Source organism: Lactobacillus sp. (assembly GCF_051873315.1).
Lineage (GTDB): Bacteria > Bacillota > Bacilli > Lactobacillales > Lactobacillaceae > Lactobacillus.
Window position 1 is genome coordinate 1 of record NZ_JBJEES010000060.1, and the last position, 14,397, is coordinate 14,397.

At 50.2% G+C, this 14,397-nt stretch carries 16 protein-coding genes; 11 read left to right on the plus strand and 5 right to left on the minus strand.

Going from position 1 to position 14,397, the window contains the following annotated elements:
* The 10 genes from ACI32D_RS03265 to ACI32D_RS03310 form a co-directional block, all read left to right on the plus strand.
* The coding region (locus ACI32D_RS03265; protein WP_439775217.1) for an ATP-binding cassette domain-containing protein at nucleotides 1-715 on the plus strand (715 nt) is incomplete at its 5' end.
* Nucleotides 712-2,289 carry an ATP-binding cassette domain-containing protein gene (locus ACI32D_RS03270; RefSeq protein WP_439775218.1) on the plus strand — a complete coding sequence of 526 codons (1,578 nt, stop codon included), beginning with the start codon at nucleotides 712-714 and terminating at the stop codon, nucleotides 2,287-2,289. The genes ACI32D_RS03265 and ACI32D_RS03270, both read left to right, overlap by 4 nt.
* Before the next feature lie 161 nt (nucleotides 2,290-2,450).
* The gene (locus tag ACI32D_RS03275; protein WP_439775219.1) at nucleotides 2,451-4,046 is read left to right on the plus strand and encodes an acyl-CoA dehydrogenase family protein; all 1,596 of its coding nucleotides are present in this window, start codon (nucleotides 2,451-2,453) and stop codon (nucleotides 4,044-4,046) included.
* 200 nt (nucleotides 4,047-4,246) lie between these two features.
* A complete protein-coding gene (locus ACI32D_RS03280) occupies nucleotides 4,247-5,086 on the plus strand; it encodes an Rpn family recombination-promoting nuclease/putative transposase (protein ID WP_439775220.1) in 840 nt (279 codons plus the stop codon).
* 149 nt (nucleotides 5,087-5,235) lie between these two features.
* Nucleotides 5,236-5,418, plus strand: a complete 183-nt coding sequence (locus ACI32D_RS03285) for a hypothetical protein (protein WP_439775221.1) — start codon at nucleotides 5,236-5,238, stop codon at nucleotides 5,416-5,418.
* Nucleotides 5,419-5,636: 218 nt separating this feature from the next.
* Nucleotides 5,637-5,858 (plus strand): hypothetical protein, encoded by a 222-nt coding sequence (locus ACI32D_RS03290; RefSeq protein ID WP_439775222.1) that lies wholly within the window; start codon nucleotides 5,637-5,639, stop codon nucleotides 5,856-5,858.
* The gene (locus tag ACI32D_RS03295; protein WP_439775223.1) at nucleotides 5,812-6,297 is read left to right on the plus strand and encodes a hypothetical protein; all 486 of its coding nucleotides are present in this window, start codon (nucleotides 5,812-5,814) and stop codon (nucleotides 6,295-6,297) included. Before ACI32D_RS03290 ends, ACI32D_RS03295 begins: the two co-directional genes overlap by 47 nt.
* Before the next feature lie 18 nt (nucleotides 6,298-6,315).
* Nucleotides 6,316-6,621 carry a hypothetical protein gene (locus ACI32D_RS03300; RefSeq protein WP_439775224.1) on the plus strand — a complete coding sequence of 102 codons (306 nt, stop codon included), beginning with the start codon at nucleotides 6,316-6,318 and terminating at the stop codon, nucleotides 6,619-6,621.
* A gap of 411 nt (nucleotides 6,622-7,032) precedes the next feature.
* On the plus strand, nucleotides 7,033-7,512 hold the full coding sequence (locus ACI32D_RS03305) for an S-ribosylhomocysteine lyase (protein ID WP_296227374.1): 480 nt from the start codon (nucleotides 7,033-7,035) through the stop codon (nucleotides 7,510-7,512).
* A 25-nt stretch (nucleotides 7,513-7,537) separates the two neighbouring features.
* Nucleotides 7,538-8,419, plus strand: a complete 882-nt coding sequence (locus tag ACI32D_RS03310; RefSeq protein ID WP_439775225.1) for a MetQ/NlpA family ABC transporter substrate-binding protein — start codon at nucleotides 7,538-7,540, stop codon at nucleotides 8,417-8,419.
* A 44-nt stretch (nucleotides 8,420-8,463) separates the two neighbouring features.
* Here the strand turns inward: ACI32D_RS03310 and ACI32D_RS03315 are convergent, their stop codons facing one another.
* Nucleotides 8,464-8,895 carry a peptide deformylase gene (locus ACI32D_RS03315; protein ID WP_439775226.1) on the minus strand — a complete coding sequence of 144 codons (432 nt, stop codon included), beginning with the start codon at nucleotides 8,893-8,895 and terminating at the stop codon, nucleotides 8,464-8,466.
* A 225-nt stretch (nucleotides 8,896-9,120) separates the two neighbouring features.
* Between ACI32D_RS03315 and ACI32D_RS03320 the strand changes: the two genes are divergently transcribed.
* Nucleotides 9,121-10,122, plus strand: a complete 1,002-nt coding sequence (locus ACI32D_RS03320) for a D-2-hydroxyacid dehydrogenase (protein WP_439775227.1) — start codon at nucleotides 9,121-9,123, stop codon at nucleotides 10,120-10,122.
* A 230-nt stretch (nucleotides 10,123-10,352) separates the two neighbouring features.
* On the opposite strand, the gene ACI32D_RS03325 is transcribed toward ACI32D_RS03320, so the two are convergent.
* The 4 genes from ACI32D_RS03325 to nrdJ all read right to left on the minus strand — a co-directional run bounded on the left by ACI32D_RS03325 (nucleotide 10,353) and on the right by nrdJ (nucleotide 14,161).
* On the minus strand, nucleotides 10,353-10,907 hold the full coding sequence (locus tag ACI32D_RS03325) for a cob(I)yrinic acid a,c-diamide adenosyltransferase (protein WP_439775228.1): 555 nt from the start codon (nucleotides 10,905-10,907) through the stop codon (nucleotides 10,353-10,355).
* The gene (locus tag ACI32D_RS03330; protein ID WP_439775229.1) at nucleotides 10,888-11,448 is read right to left on the minus strand and encodes an ECF transporter S component; all 561 of its coding nucleotides are present in this window, start codon (nucleotides 11,446-11,448) and stop codon (nucleotides 10,888-10,890) included. Before ACI32D_RS03330 ends, ACI32D_RS03325 begins: the two co-directional genes overlap by 20 nt.
* 1 nt (nucleotide 11,449) lies before the next feature.
* Nucleotides 11,450-11,878, minus strand: coding sequence for a DUF4430 domain-containing protein (locus ACI32D_RS03335; protein ID WP_439775230.1), 429 nt, complete (start codon nucleotides 11,876-11,878; stop codon nucleotides 11,450-11,452).
* 63 nt (nucleotides 11,879-11,941) lie between these two features.
* Nucleotides 11,942-14,161: a ribonucleoside-triphosphate reductase, adenosylcobalamin-dependent gene (gene nrdJ, locus ACI32D_RS03340; protein ID WP_439775231.1), complete on the minus strand. Its 2,220-nt coding sequence runs from the start codon at nucleotides 14,159-14,161 to the stop codon at nucleotides 11,942-11,944.
* Nucleotides 14,162-14,397: the final 236 nt, after the last annotated feature.

Consider the following 14,397-nt stretch of genomic DNA (forward strand, 5'->3'; position numbering starts at 1 on the left):
CAGCTATTCTTATCTGAACTCGACCAAAAGCCTGCGCCAGCGGCTTAGCCGCCTGCAGGAAAGCAAGAAAAATGACAATCTGCAGCCGGTCAGCTTGATGGCCCAAATCGAGATTAACCAGGTCTCCCTAACCCGCAGCAAGCAGCTTCTGTCCTACCCCGATTTGACCATCCATGCTGGTGAAAAAATCCTCATCACTGGCGACAGCGGCAGTGGTAAAAGCACCCTGCTAAAACTGCTTTTAGGTGATTTACAAGCTGAAAGAGGCCAGATCGTTTTTAAAGACGCTGCTGGCCAAGCCTTCCAGCCGGATCCTTACTCAATCGGCTATCTGGCCCAGGACCTGGTCCTGTTCCCCGCGACTTTGGCGGAAAACGTGACCATGCATACCCCTGGCCTAAGTGCTGATCCAAAAGATTACCTGGAAGAAGTCGGCCTCAAGCTTGATCCCCAGCGCCAGATTACTTCAGACGATTTGACCCTGTCCGGCGGTCAAAAGCAAAAACTGGCTCTTGCCCGGACTTTAAGCCATAACTTTCCCCTGCTTTTGCTGGATGAGTCACTCAGCGCGGTTGACCGGACTGGCCAGGACCAAATCTTGCAGACTCTTTGCCAATTGCCGGCAACCGTCATCTTCGTTGCCCACAATTTAAGCCCTGAACAAAAAGCCCGCTTTGACCGGGAAATCAGCTTAGCTAGAAAGAAGCATGTATGACTTTTAAAGAATTTTACCTCCGCAAACCAGTCAAAAGCAGCCTGCTCTTCCTGGCCGCGGCTTTAAGCTCCTTGCTGCTGGTCGGGTCTTCTTACGCCTTGACCCTGGAATTCAATGCTTTAAGAAACCGGCAGCCCGTGCTTTTTGCCCAAATGCTGGCCCTGCAGCTGGCCTGCTTGGCCTTCAGTGCCCTGCTCACCTACTACGGCAACCTGGCCCTGGAAAAGCTGATCCAAAGCTACCTGCAGCAGATCCGGCAAGAGCTTGCCCTGCATATATTCAATGATGGCCAAGCAAACGATCCAGCCCAGGCGCAAAACCAGCTGCTTAAGGAAGGAGACCTGCTAACTGTCAGCTACCTTCGCAATATTTACAGCAGCTTTAAGGCCGGCATGACGGTCCTGGCTGCCGGCGGCGCTCTGCTCAGTTTTCACTGGAGCCTCTTCATCGCCTGCCTCATCTTTGCCTTGATGCAGATCTACCTTCCCCGCCTGCTTGACCGCCAGCTCAACCATGCCAATCAAAGACTGGCCGCGCAGAACCAGGCCTATCTCAAGCTTCTTGGCGACTGGCTGCTCGGCCTTGGCGACTTGCACCGCTGCCTATCCTTAGCCTGGTTTAAGGAAAAAGCCGGCCTGGCCGCCAAGGAGCTAGAAGATGCTCATGTGCACAAAAGCGCCGTCTCTGCCCTCTTGGATTACCTCAATCAGCTGGCATATTCTCTTGGCAGCAGCTTGATCCTGCTCTTGACCGCCTTTTTGGTCATCCAACACTGGACGGCTTTTGGCCTGCTCAGCAGCATTGCTTCTTTTAACAGTGACTTTTTTGGCAATCTGCAGAACGCGGCTGACTACTTAGGCGAAATTTCCGGCAGCCGCCAGCTGCGGCAAGACCTGCTTAAGCAAAGAGAAGCTGTCCCGGAGAAAAAAGAGACCGGCCAAGCTCCAGCTGCTTTTGCCAGCAGTCCTTTAACCGTTGACTTTAACGGCCTCACCCTGGTTTACCCGGCCATCAAGCTGCAGCCTGGAGAAAAAGTTTTGCTGACCGGCGCCAGCGGCCGGGGGAAAAGTACTTTTTTCAAGCTGCTCTTAGGTGAAGTCAAGGCAGCCAGTGGAGAAATTCACTATCTGGACCAGAAGGGGCAGGCCATTCAGCCCAACTTGAGTCAAATCGGCTATCTCCCCCAGGATCCCCAGCTTTTCCCCGGCAGCGTTGCCGAAAACATGACCATGTTCAATCCAGATTTAAGCGATCAAGACTTGCTCCGCCAAACAGCAGACCAGGTGAACTTAAGTGAGGACCTGCATCTTTGGCCGGCCGGGCTTGATACAAGAGTTGCCGTAGAAAACAGCAATGTTTCTGGCGGCCAGCGGCAAAAAATCGTTCTGGCCCGCAGCTATCTTTACCACAGCCAGCTGCTTTTGATCGATGAAGGCACCAGCGCTATTGACCAGGCCGCCACGCGGGAGATTATTGCCCGCTTGCTCAAGACGGATAAAACGATCATGTTCGTCGCCCACAATCTGACCGCGGAAAGCCGCCAGCTTTTTGACCGCGAAATTCAACTTGATTAACCTGGAAAGGTTCACGAAAGTGAGCCTTTTTTATTCTCCTATTGCGCATTGCTACTAGTTCGTGATAGTATATTAACTATAAAAGCGTTTTCTTTATTTTGACTGCACAAAATAAAAATTACTACTTTTCTATATAATAAAAGAATGATGAGGATACTAGCATGACTAACGAAACCGAACTTTTGCAAGCCGTTCAGCAATTGGCAGACAAGGACGTAGCGCCTTTTGACCTGCAGATCGACCGCCAGGCCAAGCTGCCAAACGGCCTTTTCCAGAAGATCGTTGACCTGGGCCTTTTGCGGGCAAAAATTCCCAAGGAATATGGCGGACTGGACGTCTCTGCCATGACCGCCGGCAAGATCGTCAACATCCTGGCCAAGGCCAACGCCAGTGTCGGCGTAATGCTGGAAGGCCACTACAAGAGCTGTGACCAGCTGGCTAAGTACGGCACTGACGCTGCTAAGGAGCGCTACTTTGCCTGGGGTGCCCAAGCCATCCTTGGCTTCTCCAACACTGAACCAGAAGGCGGCTCAGACCCAAGCAAGCACCAGTCCTACGCGGTTGAAAAGGACGGCCGCTGGATCATCAACGGCGACAAGGTCATGATTACCAACGGGACCCTGGCTCAAGTCTACTCAGTCAATGTGAAGACCGGTCCTGACGAATACTCTGTCTTTATCGTGGACAAGGGGATGCCAGGCTTCTCCTTCGGCTATGTTGAAAAGTTTATCGGCTTGCGGGGGATTCCTTGCGGTGAAGTTGTCATGAACCAGATCGAAGTTGGTCCAGAAAACATGCTGGGCAAGCGGGGGCAAGGTTTGGAAATTGCCAACAACGCCCACGATGATGCCCGCTACTTGATGGGGGCCGTTTTGACTGGGATCCAGGAACACGCCCTTGATATTGCCAAAAACTACGCGGCTAAGCGCAAGTCAGGCAATACCCTGCTTAAGGACATGCAAGTTACTCAATACAAGATCAGCAAGATTGCAACCAACAAGGAACTGACCCGTTTGGTTTACGAGGAAGCTGCCCGCCGTAAGGATGCCGGCCTGCCATACATGGAACAATCCGCTATGGCCAAGTGCTTCGGCAGCAAGGCAGCGGTTGAATCCTGCGACTTGACCCTGCAAATCATGGGCGGCTACGGCTACAGCGCTGAATTTGCCCCAGAACACCTGGTAAGAGACGCCAGAGCCATGGAAATCGCTGAAGGCACGATCGAAAAGATGTACACGGAAATCAGCAATGCTGAAATGGCTGATGTACCAAGCCAGGAAGTGGCAAGAAAGCAGGCTGACTTGACTGACCTTGACCAGATCCTGCCGCTTTTAGAAGCAGCCAAGACTCCAGCCGGCGCGGTTGACGCGGTAAGCAGCCCATCACAAGCAGCCGGCCTGCCAAAGGCCAAGATCGTTCTGGCTCTGGGCCGCGGTGCCAACCAACCAGAAACTATCGCTCTGGCCAAGCAAGTAGCTGAAAAGCTGGGCGCTGAAATCGGGGTTACCAGACCAATGGTCGGCTCAGACTTCAACCGTGGCCAGCAACTCGGCGTCAACGGCCACAAGATCAAGCCACAAGTTTTGATCAACCTGGGGATTGCCGGCGCGCCGCAATACACCTTTACTGTTGACCATGCTGAAAACATCATCTCCGTCAACACTAACCCGAACGCTATCGTCTTCGAAGACTCAGACTACCGCTACGTCGGCAGCACTTACGACTTCTTGAAGGAACTGCTCAACCGTTTGGGCTAAAAATTAATAACCGCCAGCCGCTGGTATTTAACCGCGGCTGGCGGTTTTTTCTTTACTCTGAGCAAGTAGTGTAAAGAGTTTTGGGACTTTTTCGCCATTTCCTTCAAATAAATTGAATTTGTCAGAAAATTTTTGCCGAAAAAACGTACTAGTAAATGGAGGGGGAAAAATAGCTTACTAGTGAAAGGATGTTTTATAATATGAGCAAGGAAAATAATTTGAACCAGTACGAACCGATTGGCATTACTGACGATTTTATGTTTTTCGCGGTGATGAGCGATGAACAGATCTGCACCCGGCTCTTGCAAGAATTGCTGCCAGAACTCAAGATTAAAAAGGTGACGACAAAAGCCCAGTCACAAATCAAGGGTGGCCGTGAAGATAAGGCTATCCGGTTGGATATCCAGGCTTTTGACGAACAAGGGCGAATCTACGACATCGAAATGCAGCTGTCGCGGGATTTTCAACCAAAACGGAGCCGCTATTACAAGGCTTTGGTTGACATGACCACTTTGCTGGCCGGGACTGACTATGATGATTTGCCACCGATGTTCGTAATTATCTTCTCTCCCTTTGACCAGTTCGGGGACAAGGAGCGGGTTTCAGATTACATCGTGTATTGTCCGAAAACACACCGGGCACTTGGCGATGGCACTCACGTCGTCTACGTCAACTCAAAGGGAGTGAACGGCAAAGTCAGTCCGACCATGCAGAAGTTCTTGGATCTGATGAATGGACAAGTTGACCGCAAGAATGCTCTGATCAATGACATCGCCAAGAAGATGGATTACTACAATCATAATCAAGAATGGAGGGCGAACAGATTGGAATACGAGACAACTTTACGCCATGAGCACAAGCTCGGCGTTGATGAAGGCCGCAAGCAAGGAATTGATGAAGGTATTGACAAAGCAAAAGCAGCTGATGCTCTGAGCGTAATGGTAAAGTTTAATGTATCAGCTGAGCAGGCCTTGGATGCATTGGGCGTTCCAAAGTCTGACCAACCCAAGTATTTGCAGATGATGAAAGAAAAAGTTTAATCATTCAAAAACGAAGCCGCACATTAAAGCGGCTTCGTTTTTTGTTTTGATATATAGTGTGAAAAACTTATACATAATTAAGATATAGAGTTATAATTATCTTAACGTCAAAAGTAAAAAACATATTTTTTGAAATGGAATGAGAAAAAATGATTTTAGCTGAGGTAGCTTACAATATCTGGCCAGTCTTGCTTGCCCAACTGGTTCGCATCATCATCTTCTTCGTGATCGCCTACTACTTTGCCAAGTTCCTGGTAATCAAACTGACCCCCTTAGTCCTCAAGATCAAGCGCGAGGAAGAAGCCAAGCAGGACCACGGCCAAGGCGATTAGCCGGCTTGGATAATTTTTGCCGCAAGCTATTACAAAATAACTATCTGTGATAGCTACAAAATAGATAATTATCAATATTTTTTCAATATACGTCCTTCTTGTTATGTTATTTCCGGATAATAAACATATTTAAACAAAAAAGCCCTTGCATGCAGTCATGCAAGAGACTATAATTCTAAGTGTCAATATCATATCTGTTGTTATATTAGGAGGAAAATATGAAGCCAAAGCATCTATTGCTTAGTGCCATTTTCGCTATCGCACTTTTTTGGGAAATCTCTTCTGGCACAGTTGTTAAGGCCGATAGTTTTAACGGAGCATCAACTAACTCCCAACTAACTACTAGTCAAATCAAACAAGCCGATAAGTATGTTGATGTTTCCAATAATCAGTATGTTTTATCCGATTCAGGGAAGAGCAAGCTTTCCGAAAATACTTAAGAAAGTTGTTGAAAATCAATTAGCTACGGTAAATGCTGATATTCAAAAAAATGATCTAGTTATCAATACAGAAACTAAATCTCTCTCTACACAAGCTTTATATGTTTCTAAAGCTGCCAGTGTTAAAGGCGCCGCTCGACTTCATAGTGGTTGTTATGTTCGCGCCTTTTGGTGGGGTGTCAGAGTTTACTTCACTTCAAATGCAGGCGTTTATTGGTTTGCCGGGAAAGCCGGAAATGTCTCTACAATTTCATCTTTAGCATCGGCTATCGCAACAGTAACAGGACACGAAATTGCATCGACATTAGGCGAAGCCTTTGGGATGTATGTCGACTCTTTTAGCAGTCAATTGTTAAACTACAATAAGAAACACAAAAAGAGTAAGATCTATACTGACATCAATTACACTGCCGGATTTTCATTCCACATTTACAAGTAAATTTTCTGAGGTATTATCATGGTTCCAAACAGTTTGTTAATCAGCATCTTCGCGTCTGGGCTGCTGTTGGGCTTTATTTTGGCTGTACCTTTCGCGCCAAAGTTGCAAGAAATTAGAGATTTCTTCCGTTACCGGATTGGCTATTGGAACATGCTGATCCCTATCGGAATCATCGTAGTTACCAACGCGGCAGCCTATAGCATGTTGAACATCGCCGGACTGGCTCTTCTAGGCCCCTTTGACTTGATCTTCATTGGCGCGACGATTGCCGACTATTTGCGGGACCGGAAATTTAATTCCGGCAAGCAAAAGCGTGACGAATAGCCGGCTTGGACAATTTTTGCCGCGAAAGGTTGACAAGCGGCTATCGTTATTATATTATGATTAAAAAATGAAAACACGTTGACAAGGAAAAGATAAGTAGCTGGTCAAATCTTCTTTCAGAGAGGCGCGGTGGCTGAAAAGCGCTGAAGAGGCCCCGGCGAACATGGTCTTTGAGTCATACGGGAGGCGAGCTCCGGCAAGTTTCCCGCGGGAGGCGCCCGATACCGCGCCCGAGTATAACTCCGCCCAGGCGGAGCGTACTTAAAGGCGGCCTCTTTGGGCCGTGAAGATGGGTGGTAACACGCTAATACGTCCCTGAGCGAAAGCAATTTCGTTTAGGGACTTTTTTTGTCACGTTTTTTCAAGTAATTTAGTCAATCAGTATTTTTTAGAAAAAAGGAGATTATCATCATGGCTAAAGTAGAAAGTTTTGAATTGGACCACACTAAAGTTAAGGCACCTTACGTCCGCTTGATCACCGTTGAAGAAGGCCCTAAGGGCGACAAGATTTCCAACTTCGACCTCCGCCTGGTGCAGCCTAACGAAAACGCCATCCCAACCGGCGGCCTGCACACCATTGAACACCTCCTGGCCAGCCTTTTGCGCGACCGCTTAGACGGCGTCATCGACTGCTCCCCATTCGGCTGCCGGACTGGCTTCCACTTGATTACCTGGGGTGAACACACCACCACTGAAGTAGCCAAGGCCCTGCGCGACTCTCTCAAGGCCATCAGAGACGACATCACCTGGGAAGACGTGCCTGGCACCACCATCGAAAGCTGCGGCAACTACCGCGACCACTCCCTCTTCAGCGCCAAGGAATGGTGCAATGATATCCTGAAGAAGGGCATCAGCGACGACCCATTTGACCGCCACGTGGTTGAAGACTAGTTTTTAATTTTTAGGAGCAAAAATCATGAGAAGAAAGAAAAAGCAGCAACGGCTCATTGCCGCCGCCATCGCCCTCGTCGTCATCATTGCCGCCTTCTTCGCCCTGCGCCTGACTTCTTCCCGGCAAACGGCCAAGAGCCAGACGACTACCGTCACTGTCGGCTCCATCGGCCCCGACGTCCAAGTCTGGCAGCACATCGCCAAGAGCAGCCAGGCCAAAAAGCTGGGCCTTAAGATCAAGGTGAAGGCTTTTACTGACGGGCCAAGCCTCCTGCGGGCAACCTCCGACGGCAGCATCAACGTCAGTGCCTTTGCTTCCTGGGCCTACCTGGAAGCCTACAACAAGTCCAAGAGCAACACCGGCCAGCAAGTAGCCCTGGCCACGACCTACCTGGAGCCAATGGGCATCTACTCATCCAAGTACAAGAAGCTCTCCGACCTGCCTAAAGGCGCCACCATTGCCCTGGCCAACAACGCCGCCAACGAAGCCAGAGGGCTCCTGCTTTTGCAAAGCGCCGGCCTGATCAAGCTGAAGAAGAACTTTGACTCAGCCAGCGGCAACACCAACGACATTGTGTCCAACCCCAAGAAGTTCAAGTTCAAGCTGATCGATGATACCACCGGCCCCCGGGTCATCAAGTCCGTCGACGCCGTCCTCATCGGCAACACCATCGCCCTGGCCGGCGGCTTGAACGTGCTGAAGGACTCTCTTTACCACGAAAAGATCGACCAGAGCACCAAGAACAACATCAACGTGCTAGCTACGGCCAAGAAGAACAAGAACAATGCCGCTTACAAGAAGCTGGGCAAGCTCTACCATAACAAGCAGATCCAGAAGTGGATCGCCAAGAAATACTCCGGCACCAAGGTCGAAGTCAACAAGCCGGTTTCCTACCTGACCGATTAAAAAAGCTGAGCCGTTTGGCTCAGCTTTTTGCTTTCCTGCCTTAATTAAATTAATTTGCCCTTGCAGTGGTCAACTTCATGTTGGATGGTTTCCGCCACAAAGCCCGTAAAGGCCTGCTCATGCTCTTTTAAATCCATGTCCTGGTACTTGACCGTGATTTCTTCATAGCGGTCAACTGACCGCTCTCCCGTCAAAGACAGGCAGCCTTCTTTTGCCAGGTAGTGGCCGGATCTTTTAACGATCTTAGGGTTGAGCATAACTATAGGTAAAAAGCCGGCGTTTACCGCGATAATCGCCTTGTTTACCCCAATCATGTTGGCAGCCAGGCCAGCGGCGGGCGGCAGGCCGTCAACGCTTTCCCGGTGGGCCAGCAGGGTGTCCAGCAGGTCCTGGGCCGCTTGCCGGTCACTGGCAGCTGCTTTAGCCGCCGGCTGACTTAAACGGAGGGGGTCGTGGATGATTTTTTGCACTGTCATTTTTCTTGCTCCTTTATTTGCTAAAACCAGTTTAAAGGGTCTGGAGCTTTTTGACAAATATAGCTTGTGAAAAACGTTCACGTTCACGAACTAGCGGCAAGCTATTCGCTTAGTATAGCGCTTACAATAAAAATATTTGCTCAAATACTCACATTTTAGTTTTTTACCCGGCGATTTTGTGCTAAGATTATCAATGTAAGAGCAAGAATAACGGAGGGACAATTAATGACTAAAATTTTTGCTTACGCAATTCGTGAAGATGAAAAGCCATTCTTGAAGGAATGGGAAGACGCTCACAAGGACGTCGAAGTTGAATACACTGACAAGCTTTTGACTCCAGAAACTGCTGCTTTGGCAAAGGGTGCTGACGGTGTTGTTGTTTACCAACAACTTGACTACACCGCTGAAACTCTGCAAGCTTTGGCAGACAACGGCATCACTAAGATGAGCCTGCGTAACGTTGGTGTTGACAACATCGACATGGCTAAGGCTAAGGAACTTGGCTTCCAAATCACCAACGTTCCAGTTTACTCACCAGACGCTATCGCAGAACACGCTGCTATCCAAGCTGCCCGCATCCTGCGTCAAGACAAGCGCATGGACGAAAAGGTTGCCCGTCACGACCTGCGTTGGGCACCAACTATCGGCCGTGAAGTTCGTGACCAAGTTGTTGGTGTTGTAGGTACTGGCCACATCGGTCAAGTCTTCATGCAAATCATGGAAGGCTTCGGCGCTAAGGTTATCGCTTACGACATCTTCCGCAACCCAGAATTGGAAAAGAAGGGCTACTACGTAGACTCACTTGACGACCTGTACAAGCAAGCTGACGTTATTTCCCTGCACGTTCCTGACGTTCCAGCTAACGTTCACATGATCAACGACAAGTCAATTGCTGAAATGAAGCAAGACGTAGTTATCGTTAACGTATCACGTGGTCCATTGGTTGACACTGACGCTGTTATCCGTGGTTTGGACTCAGGCAAGGTCTTCGGTTACGTAATGGACGTTTACGAAGGTGAAGTTGGCGTCTTCAACGAAGACTGGGAAGGCAAGGAATTCCCAGACGCACGTTTGGCTGACTTGATCGCTCGTCCAAACGTTCTGGTAACTCCACACACTGCTTTCTACACTACTCACGCTGTTCGCAACATGGTAGTTAAGGCCTTCGACAACAACCTTGAATTGGTTGAAGGCAAGGAAGCTGAAACTCCAGTTAAGGTTGGCTAATCTAGCCGCTTAGAAATCCCTTTTTTAAAACTTACAGATTTTCTTACAACAATCTACTTAAAAATTACTTACATTACTTTACAAACACATACTTTTAAACTTATCCATTAAAAGCTAAAACGAAAACCCGCGGGGCCTTCTCACCCGCGGGTTTTTGCTTGCTGATTTGTAGAAGAAAAAGTGTTGGATGCTTGCTCTCTAAGTCATCCAACACTTTTTAATTTGCTTGCTTATTTTTTCGGACGTCGGGCAGGCTTGCTCTTGACGTCAGCCACGCCCTCTAAAAGGTTGGCGTAGCGGGCCATGACGAACAGGTAGTCTGACAGGCGGTTCAAGTACTTGAGGCTGTCGCTCTTGACCTCCCCGCTTTCGTCCGCATACAGCACGCAGACCCGCTCGCTGGTCCGGGCCAGTGCCCGGGCATACTGGAGGTTGGCGCTGGTCTTTGACCCGCCTGGCAAGATAAATTCCTTCATTTCCGGCAATTCTTCCGTCCAGGCATCAATCTGCTCTTCCATGTAAGTCACTTCAGCCGAAGTAATCGTATGGTGCCGCTTGACCACCAGGTCAGCCTGCAATTCATACAGTTCCCGCTCCAGCTTGATCAGCTTTTCTTCCAATCTCTGGCAGGCCGGAGAAAGGTTGGCCACCGTAACCCCCAGCCAGGACTGCAGCTCATCGAGAGCTCCCAGTGTCTGGATCTGCGGGGCGTATTTGGCAACCATCTTGCCGGTAACCTGCTTGGTTTGCCCCTGGTCACCGACTTTAGTGTAGACTTTGAGCATTTTGCTTCCACCCTGCTTTCTTTTTAAACCGGTCCAGGCCCAAAATCAATGGCAGATAAAGGATAGGATAAAAGGCCAGGTTGCCGGCGGCATGATACAAGTCAAAGGTCAGGCCGCTGACCCAGTAGGCGATGAAAGCTGCCCAGCCGCCCCAGCCAGCCATGCCCAGGCTGACGAAGAAGCCGTATTCCAGGCCCAGAAAGCCGGCCAGGAGCTCCTGCAGCCAGAAGAATTTCCGGCTTTTCAGCGGCAAAAGCCTGGCAAATAATGCCACGGTCAAGGCGCAGGCCGCGTAGGCAAAAATCTGCGGCAAGGTCCAAATTCCAAAGCCCAGGAAGATGTTGGAGATCACCATGACCAAAATGGCCAGCAATATCCCTGTCCCTGCCCCCAGTTCCAGCGTGGCCAGCATGATAATATCAGTCACTGGCTGGACATTGGGGATATCGATAATTTTAAAGATCCGCAAAACCACGCACATCGCCGTTAGCAGGGCCAGCAGGGTCAGCCTTTGCAGCTGATAGCGTTCCTTGGTCTGCATCTTAGTATTGCTTCAGAGTGAAGACAACCTTGGACTTGTTCTTGGTCAGCTTGTCCTTGTCAGCCGCTACCTTGGCCATCTTGCCGTTAACCGTGTAAGTCCAGTAGAGCTTCTTCTTTTCGTCGCCCAGCCCCTTGATCTTGGTGATGAAGACGCCGTATGAAGATTTAGTGTAGCTGACCTTCCAGGCCTTTTTCAAAACAGTGAAGACGCTCGTCCCTTTCTTGACCTTGAAGGTCTTCTTGGCTACAGTCTGCTTGTTCTTGGCCTTGGTCGTGTCCTTCAAAGTGTAGGTCACGCTGATTTGCTTGGCCTTAGCCGTCTTGGTGGTCTTAGCTGCTTGCACGCTTTGCCTTTGGACAGGCTGGCTGGCAAAAAGGCCCACGAAGGCTGCCAAGGCAACTACGACTGCTAAAATCTTCTTTTTCATCTTTTGTTTCTCCCGTTTTTTATTTCAGTTTTATTTTTGTCTTTTATTTTTTCTTTATCTGCCTTACTTAACTGGGCAGGCGCCGCCTTCACAGTCAGTCTGGTCGACCAGTTCCAGGTCCTTGACGTCGCTATTCAGCTGGCTGAAGACCTCTTCCACGTCGCCGGTGATTTCCCGGCTGCGCTTTTCATAAGTCTCCTTGTCGATCGGTTCCTTTGGTGCTTGCTGGAGCGATCCGCCAAAGTATGGCAAAAGCGAGGTCGACTTGGTGATGAAGCGGTACTGGCGGAGCAAGGATTCAACCTGGTCTGCTTCAGAATCCTGGAAAGTAATCGTGCAGGAAACCGCGTTGTCCGACCAGTAAGTCTGCAAGAAGGCCTGGGTAGCAAATTGTTCCGCGATTGAAACCGTGCCGGCTGAAGCAAAGTTAGGGTTGTCCGCCCCTACCGCCTTGATCGGAAATTCCACGCAGGTCGTGTTTTCCGTGTAGATATCTGCTTCCGTCCGGTAGCCGCAGGCCTTCAAGGCTGGCAAAAGCGGATCAGAATCCTGGAAACGGATCCGCTGGATCAAGTAAGCCCCGTAGTGGAAGTGCATGCCTTCACTGGCCCCGGCCAGCTTAGCCACCGTGCCTGACGGCTTGACCGTGGTGTGCTTGATTGATTCATTGCAGCCCAAAGTCTTGCTGTAGGCCTGATCAGCCTTGACCACTGCCTTGTAAAGGTGATCAACCGCCTTGATGGCCCGTTTGTCGTAGACTGGCACCTTAATGGCTTCATGGGTTTCCGGGTCAAAGTCATCCTTGAAGCCAGTGACCACCCGGTTGCCCAGTCTGGTCAAGAGCCAGTCCTGGATCCCGGACATGGAGATCCCGATCCGGCGGTTCTTTTGAATTATTTCCCGGGAAATTTCCCAGTCATAAGGACTAAAAGTTACCCGCTTGGTGTAGCGGGCCGCCAAGGCAAAAACTTCCTGCAGGTCCCAGCCCTGTTCTTCCGCGATCAGCGGGAAGACTTCAAAGAGGTTGCAGGGTTCCCCGTTGGCCAGGGAGATCTCCCCGCAAGGGTTGGTCCCTTCCACGTCCCCGTCAATTCCGGCCTGGTAGCCATCAATGATCCGGCCATAATTCTTGGACAGGTCCAGGTTCACGATCCCCGGCTCCCCGTTTTCCCGGATCCCGGCAGCGATTGGCTGGTAGCCGCTGAAGGCTGAATCAACCGCCACGCTGTTGTTTGATGCCCAGCGGTGGTGCATCAGCTTCTCCTGGTCCTGCTTCATGGAAATGAAGTCCTGGTCGTCGTTTGAGCCCAGGGCCAGTTCGGCTGACCGGCGGACATTGCCGGCCACGACTGCCTTGCCGATCAAGTTGCAGATGTCAGTGGCATCAACAGCCGTAAGGCGGCCGCCAGCCTTATTGTTCAAGACTTCATTAACGTCCAGCAGCATGGAGATCAAAGGCATTGGGCCGGAAGCCGTGCCGCCGAAGCCGTGGATCTCTGCCCCGTAAGGACGGATGTCAGACAAGTCCAGGATCAGCTTTTGCTTGCGGGCCGGGTTGGTCTGGGCAAAGTGGAGGTCGATCAAGAGGGCATTAGCCAAAACCCAGCCTTCCCGGGTGTCCGGCAGGCGGTAGTAGATGCTGTCAGAATCTTGGACCAATTCATTTTTGCCAACGGCCCCAACCTTGACGGAAGCATCGTAAGATTCACTGGTCTCGTCGATTACCAGCTGCAGGTCGATGGCAAAGTCGACCCGGGGGATCTGGCTGATGTTGGATCTGGCAACTGAGAAGCCAACCCCGCCCCCCTTCATCAGTTCGTCAAAGAGGAAGGAGAAAGGCATGGAGACAGCCTTTTCCTGCTTGCTAAGATAGCTGGGCACAATCTTGCTGTCCCCGTACTTTTGCGGGCGGATAGCCACAAACCAGCAGTTGTTCAAGGAATCCCCGGTCCGTCTTTGGTAGTCGGTCCCGGAAATCCACAAGTTCCGGCCAGATGGCGTCGCGCCCAAACCGTAGATCAGCTTGTAGAGCCGTTCAGCTTCTTCAGTCAAGCTCTGCTTCAATTCCGGACTTGGGGCGTCCTTGAGCCGGGGATCCAGGTTGATATTGCCTTCAACCACCCGCTTGACGGTTTCGTCCCAGTTTTCACTCCGCCCCTTTTCCGGCAGCCAGCGGGCGTAGGTCCGCTTGTAGGTGACCCAGCCCAGCTTGCCCCAGTGTGGTTTTACACTCTTTTTCACCCGGTCGACAAATTCAGCCGAGAGCGATATTTCTTCACTCATCTTCTCAGATCCTTTCTGCTTGTCACATTATTTTCTAAGCACTCCATATGTTAGCAGTCTTCTTGTGAAACACAATATCTAGTATCGTGTAACCAGGCGAACACGAGAAAATGTATGTCGGTTCAATTCAAGCCCCGTAAGCCTTCAGCCGCCGGAACAATTTTTTTAAAAATTTTTTAGCGATTTTCGTTCGGCTTTTGCGAATATATACAAAAAGACTGCATAAATACCAGACA

Excerpts from the sequence above, each read along its gene's own strand:
- nrdJ (WP_439775231.1), bottom strand. The coding sequence starts at position 14,161 with ATGAGTGAAGAAATATCGCTCTCGGCTGAATTTGTCGACCGGGTGAAA.
- ACI32D_RS03270 (WP_439775218.1), top strand. The coding sequence starts at position 712 with ATGACTTTTAAAGAATTTTACCTCCGCAAACCAGTCAAAAGCAGCCTG.
- ACI32D_RS03305 (WP_296227374.1), top strand. The coding sequence starts at position 7,033 with ATGGCTAAAGTAGAAAGTTTTGAATTGGACCACACTAAAGTTAAGGCA.
- ACI32D_RS03295 (WP_439775223.1), top strand. The coding sequence starts at position 5,812 with ATGTTTTATCCGATTCAGGGAAGAGCAAGCTTTCCGAAAATACTTAAG.
- ACI32D_RS03315 (WP_439775226.1), bottom strand. The coding sequence starts at position 8,895 with ATGACAGTGCAAAAAATCATCCACGACCCCCTCCGTTTAAGTCAGCCG.
- ACI32D_RS03275 (WP_439775219.1), top strand. The coding sequence starts at position 2,451 with ATGACTAACGAAACCGAACTTTTGCAAGCCGTTCAGCAATTGGCAGAC.
- ACI32D_RS03280 (WP_439775220.1), top strand. The coding sequence starts at position 4,247 with ATGAGCAAGGAAAATAATTTGAACCAGTACGAACCGATTGGCATTACT.
- ACI32D_RS03320 (WP_439775227.1), top strand. The coding sequence starts at position 9,121 with ATGACTAAAATTTTTGCTTACGCAATTCGTGAAGATGAAAAGCCATTC.
- ACI32D_RS03300 (WP_439775224.1), top strand. The coding sequence starts at position 6,316 with ATGGTTCCAAACAGTTTGTTAATCAGCATCTTCGCGTCTGGGCTGCTG.
- ACI32D_RS03335 (WP_439775230.1), bottom strand. The coding sequence starts at position 11,878 with ATGAAAAAGAAGATTTTAGCAGTCGTAGTTGCCTTGGCAGCCTTCGTG.
- ACI32D_RS03290 (WP_439775222.1), top strand. The coding sequence starts at position 5,637 with ATGAAGCCAAAGCATCTATTGCTTAGTGCCATTTTCGCTATCGCACTT.
- ACI32D_RS03325 (WP_439775228.1), bottom strand. The coding sequence starts at position 10,907 with ATGCTCAAAGTCTACACTAAAGTCGGTGACCAGGGGCAAACCAAGCAG.
- ACI32D_RS03330 (WP_439775229.1), bottom strand. The coding sequence starts at position 11,448 with ATGCAGACCAAGGAACGCTATCAGCTGCAAAGGCTGACCCTGCTGGCC.
- ACI32D_RS03310 (WP_439775225.1), top strand. The coding sequence starts at position 7,538 with ATGAGAAGAAAGAAAAAGCAGCAACGGCTCATTGCCGCCGCCATCGCC.
- ACI32D_RS03285 (WP_439775221.1), top strand. The coding sequence starts at position 5,236 with ATGATTTTAGCTGAGGTAGCTTACAATATCTGGCCAGTCTTGCTTGCC.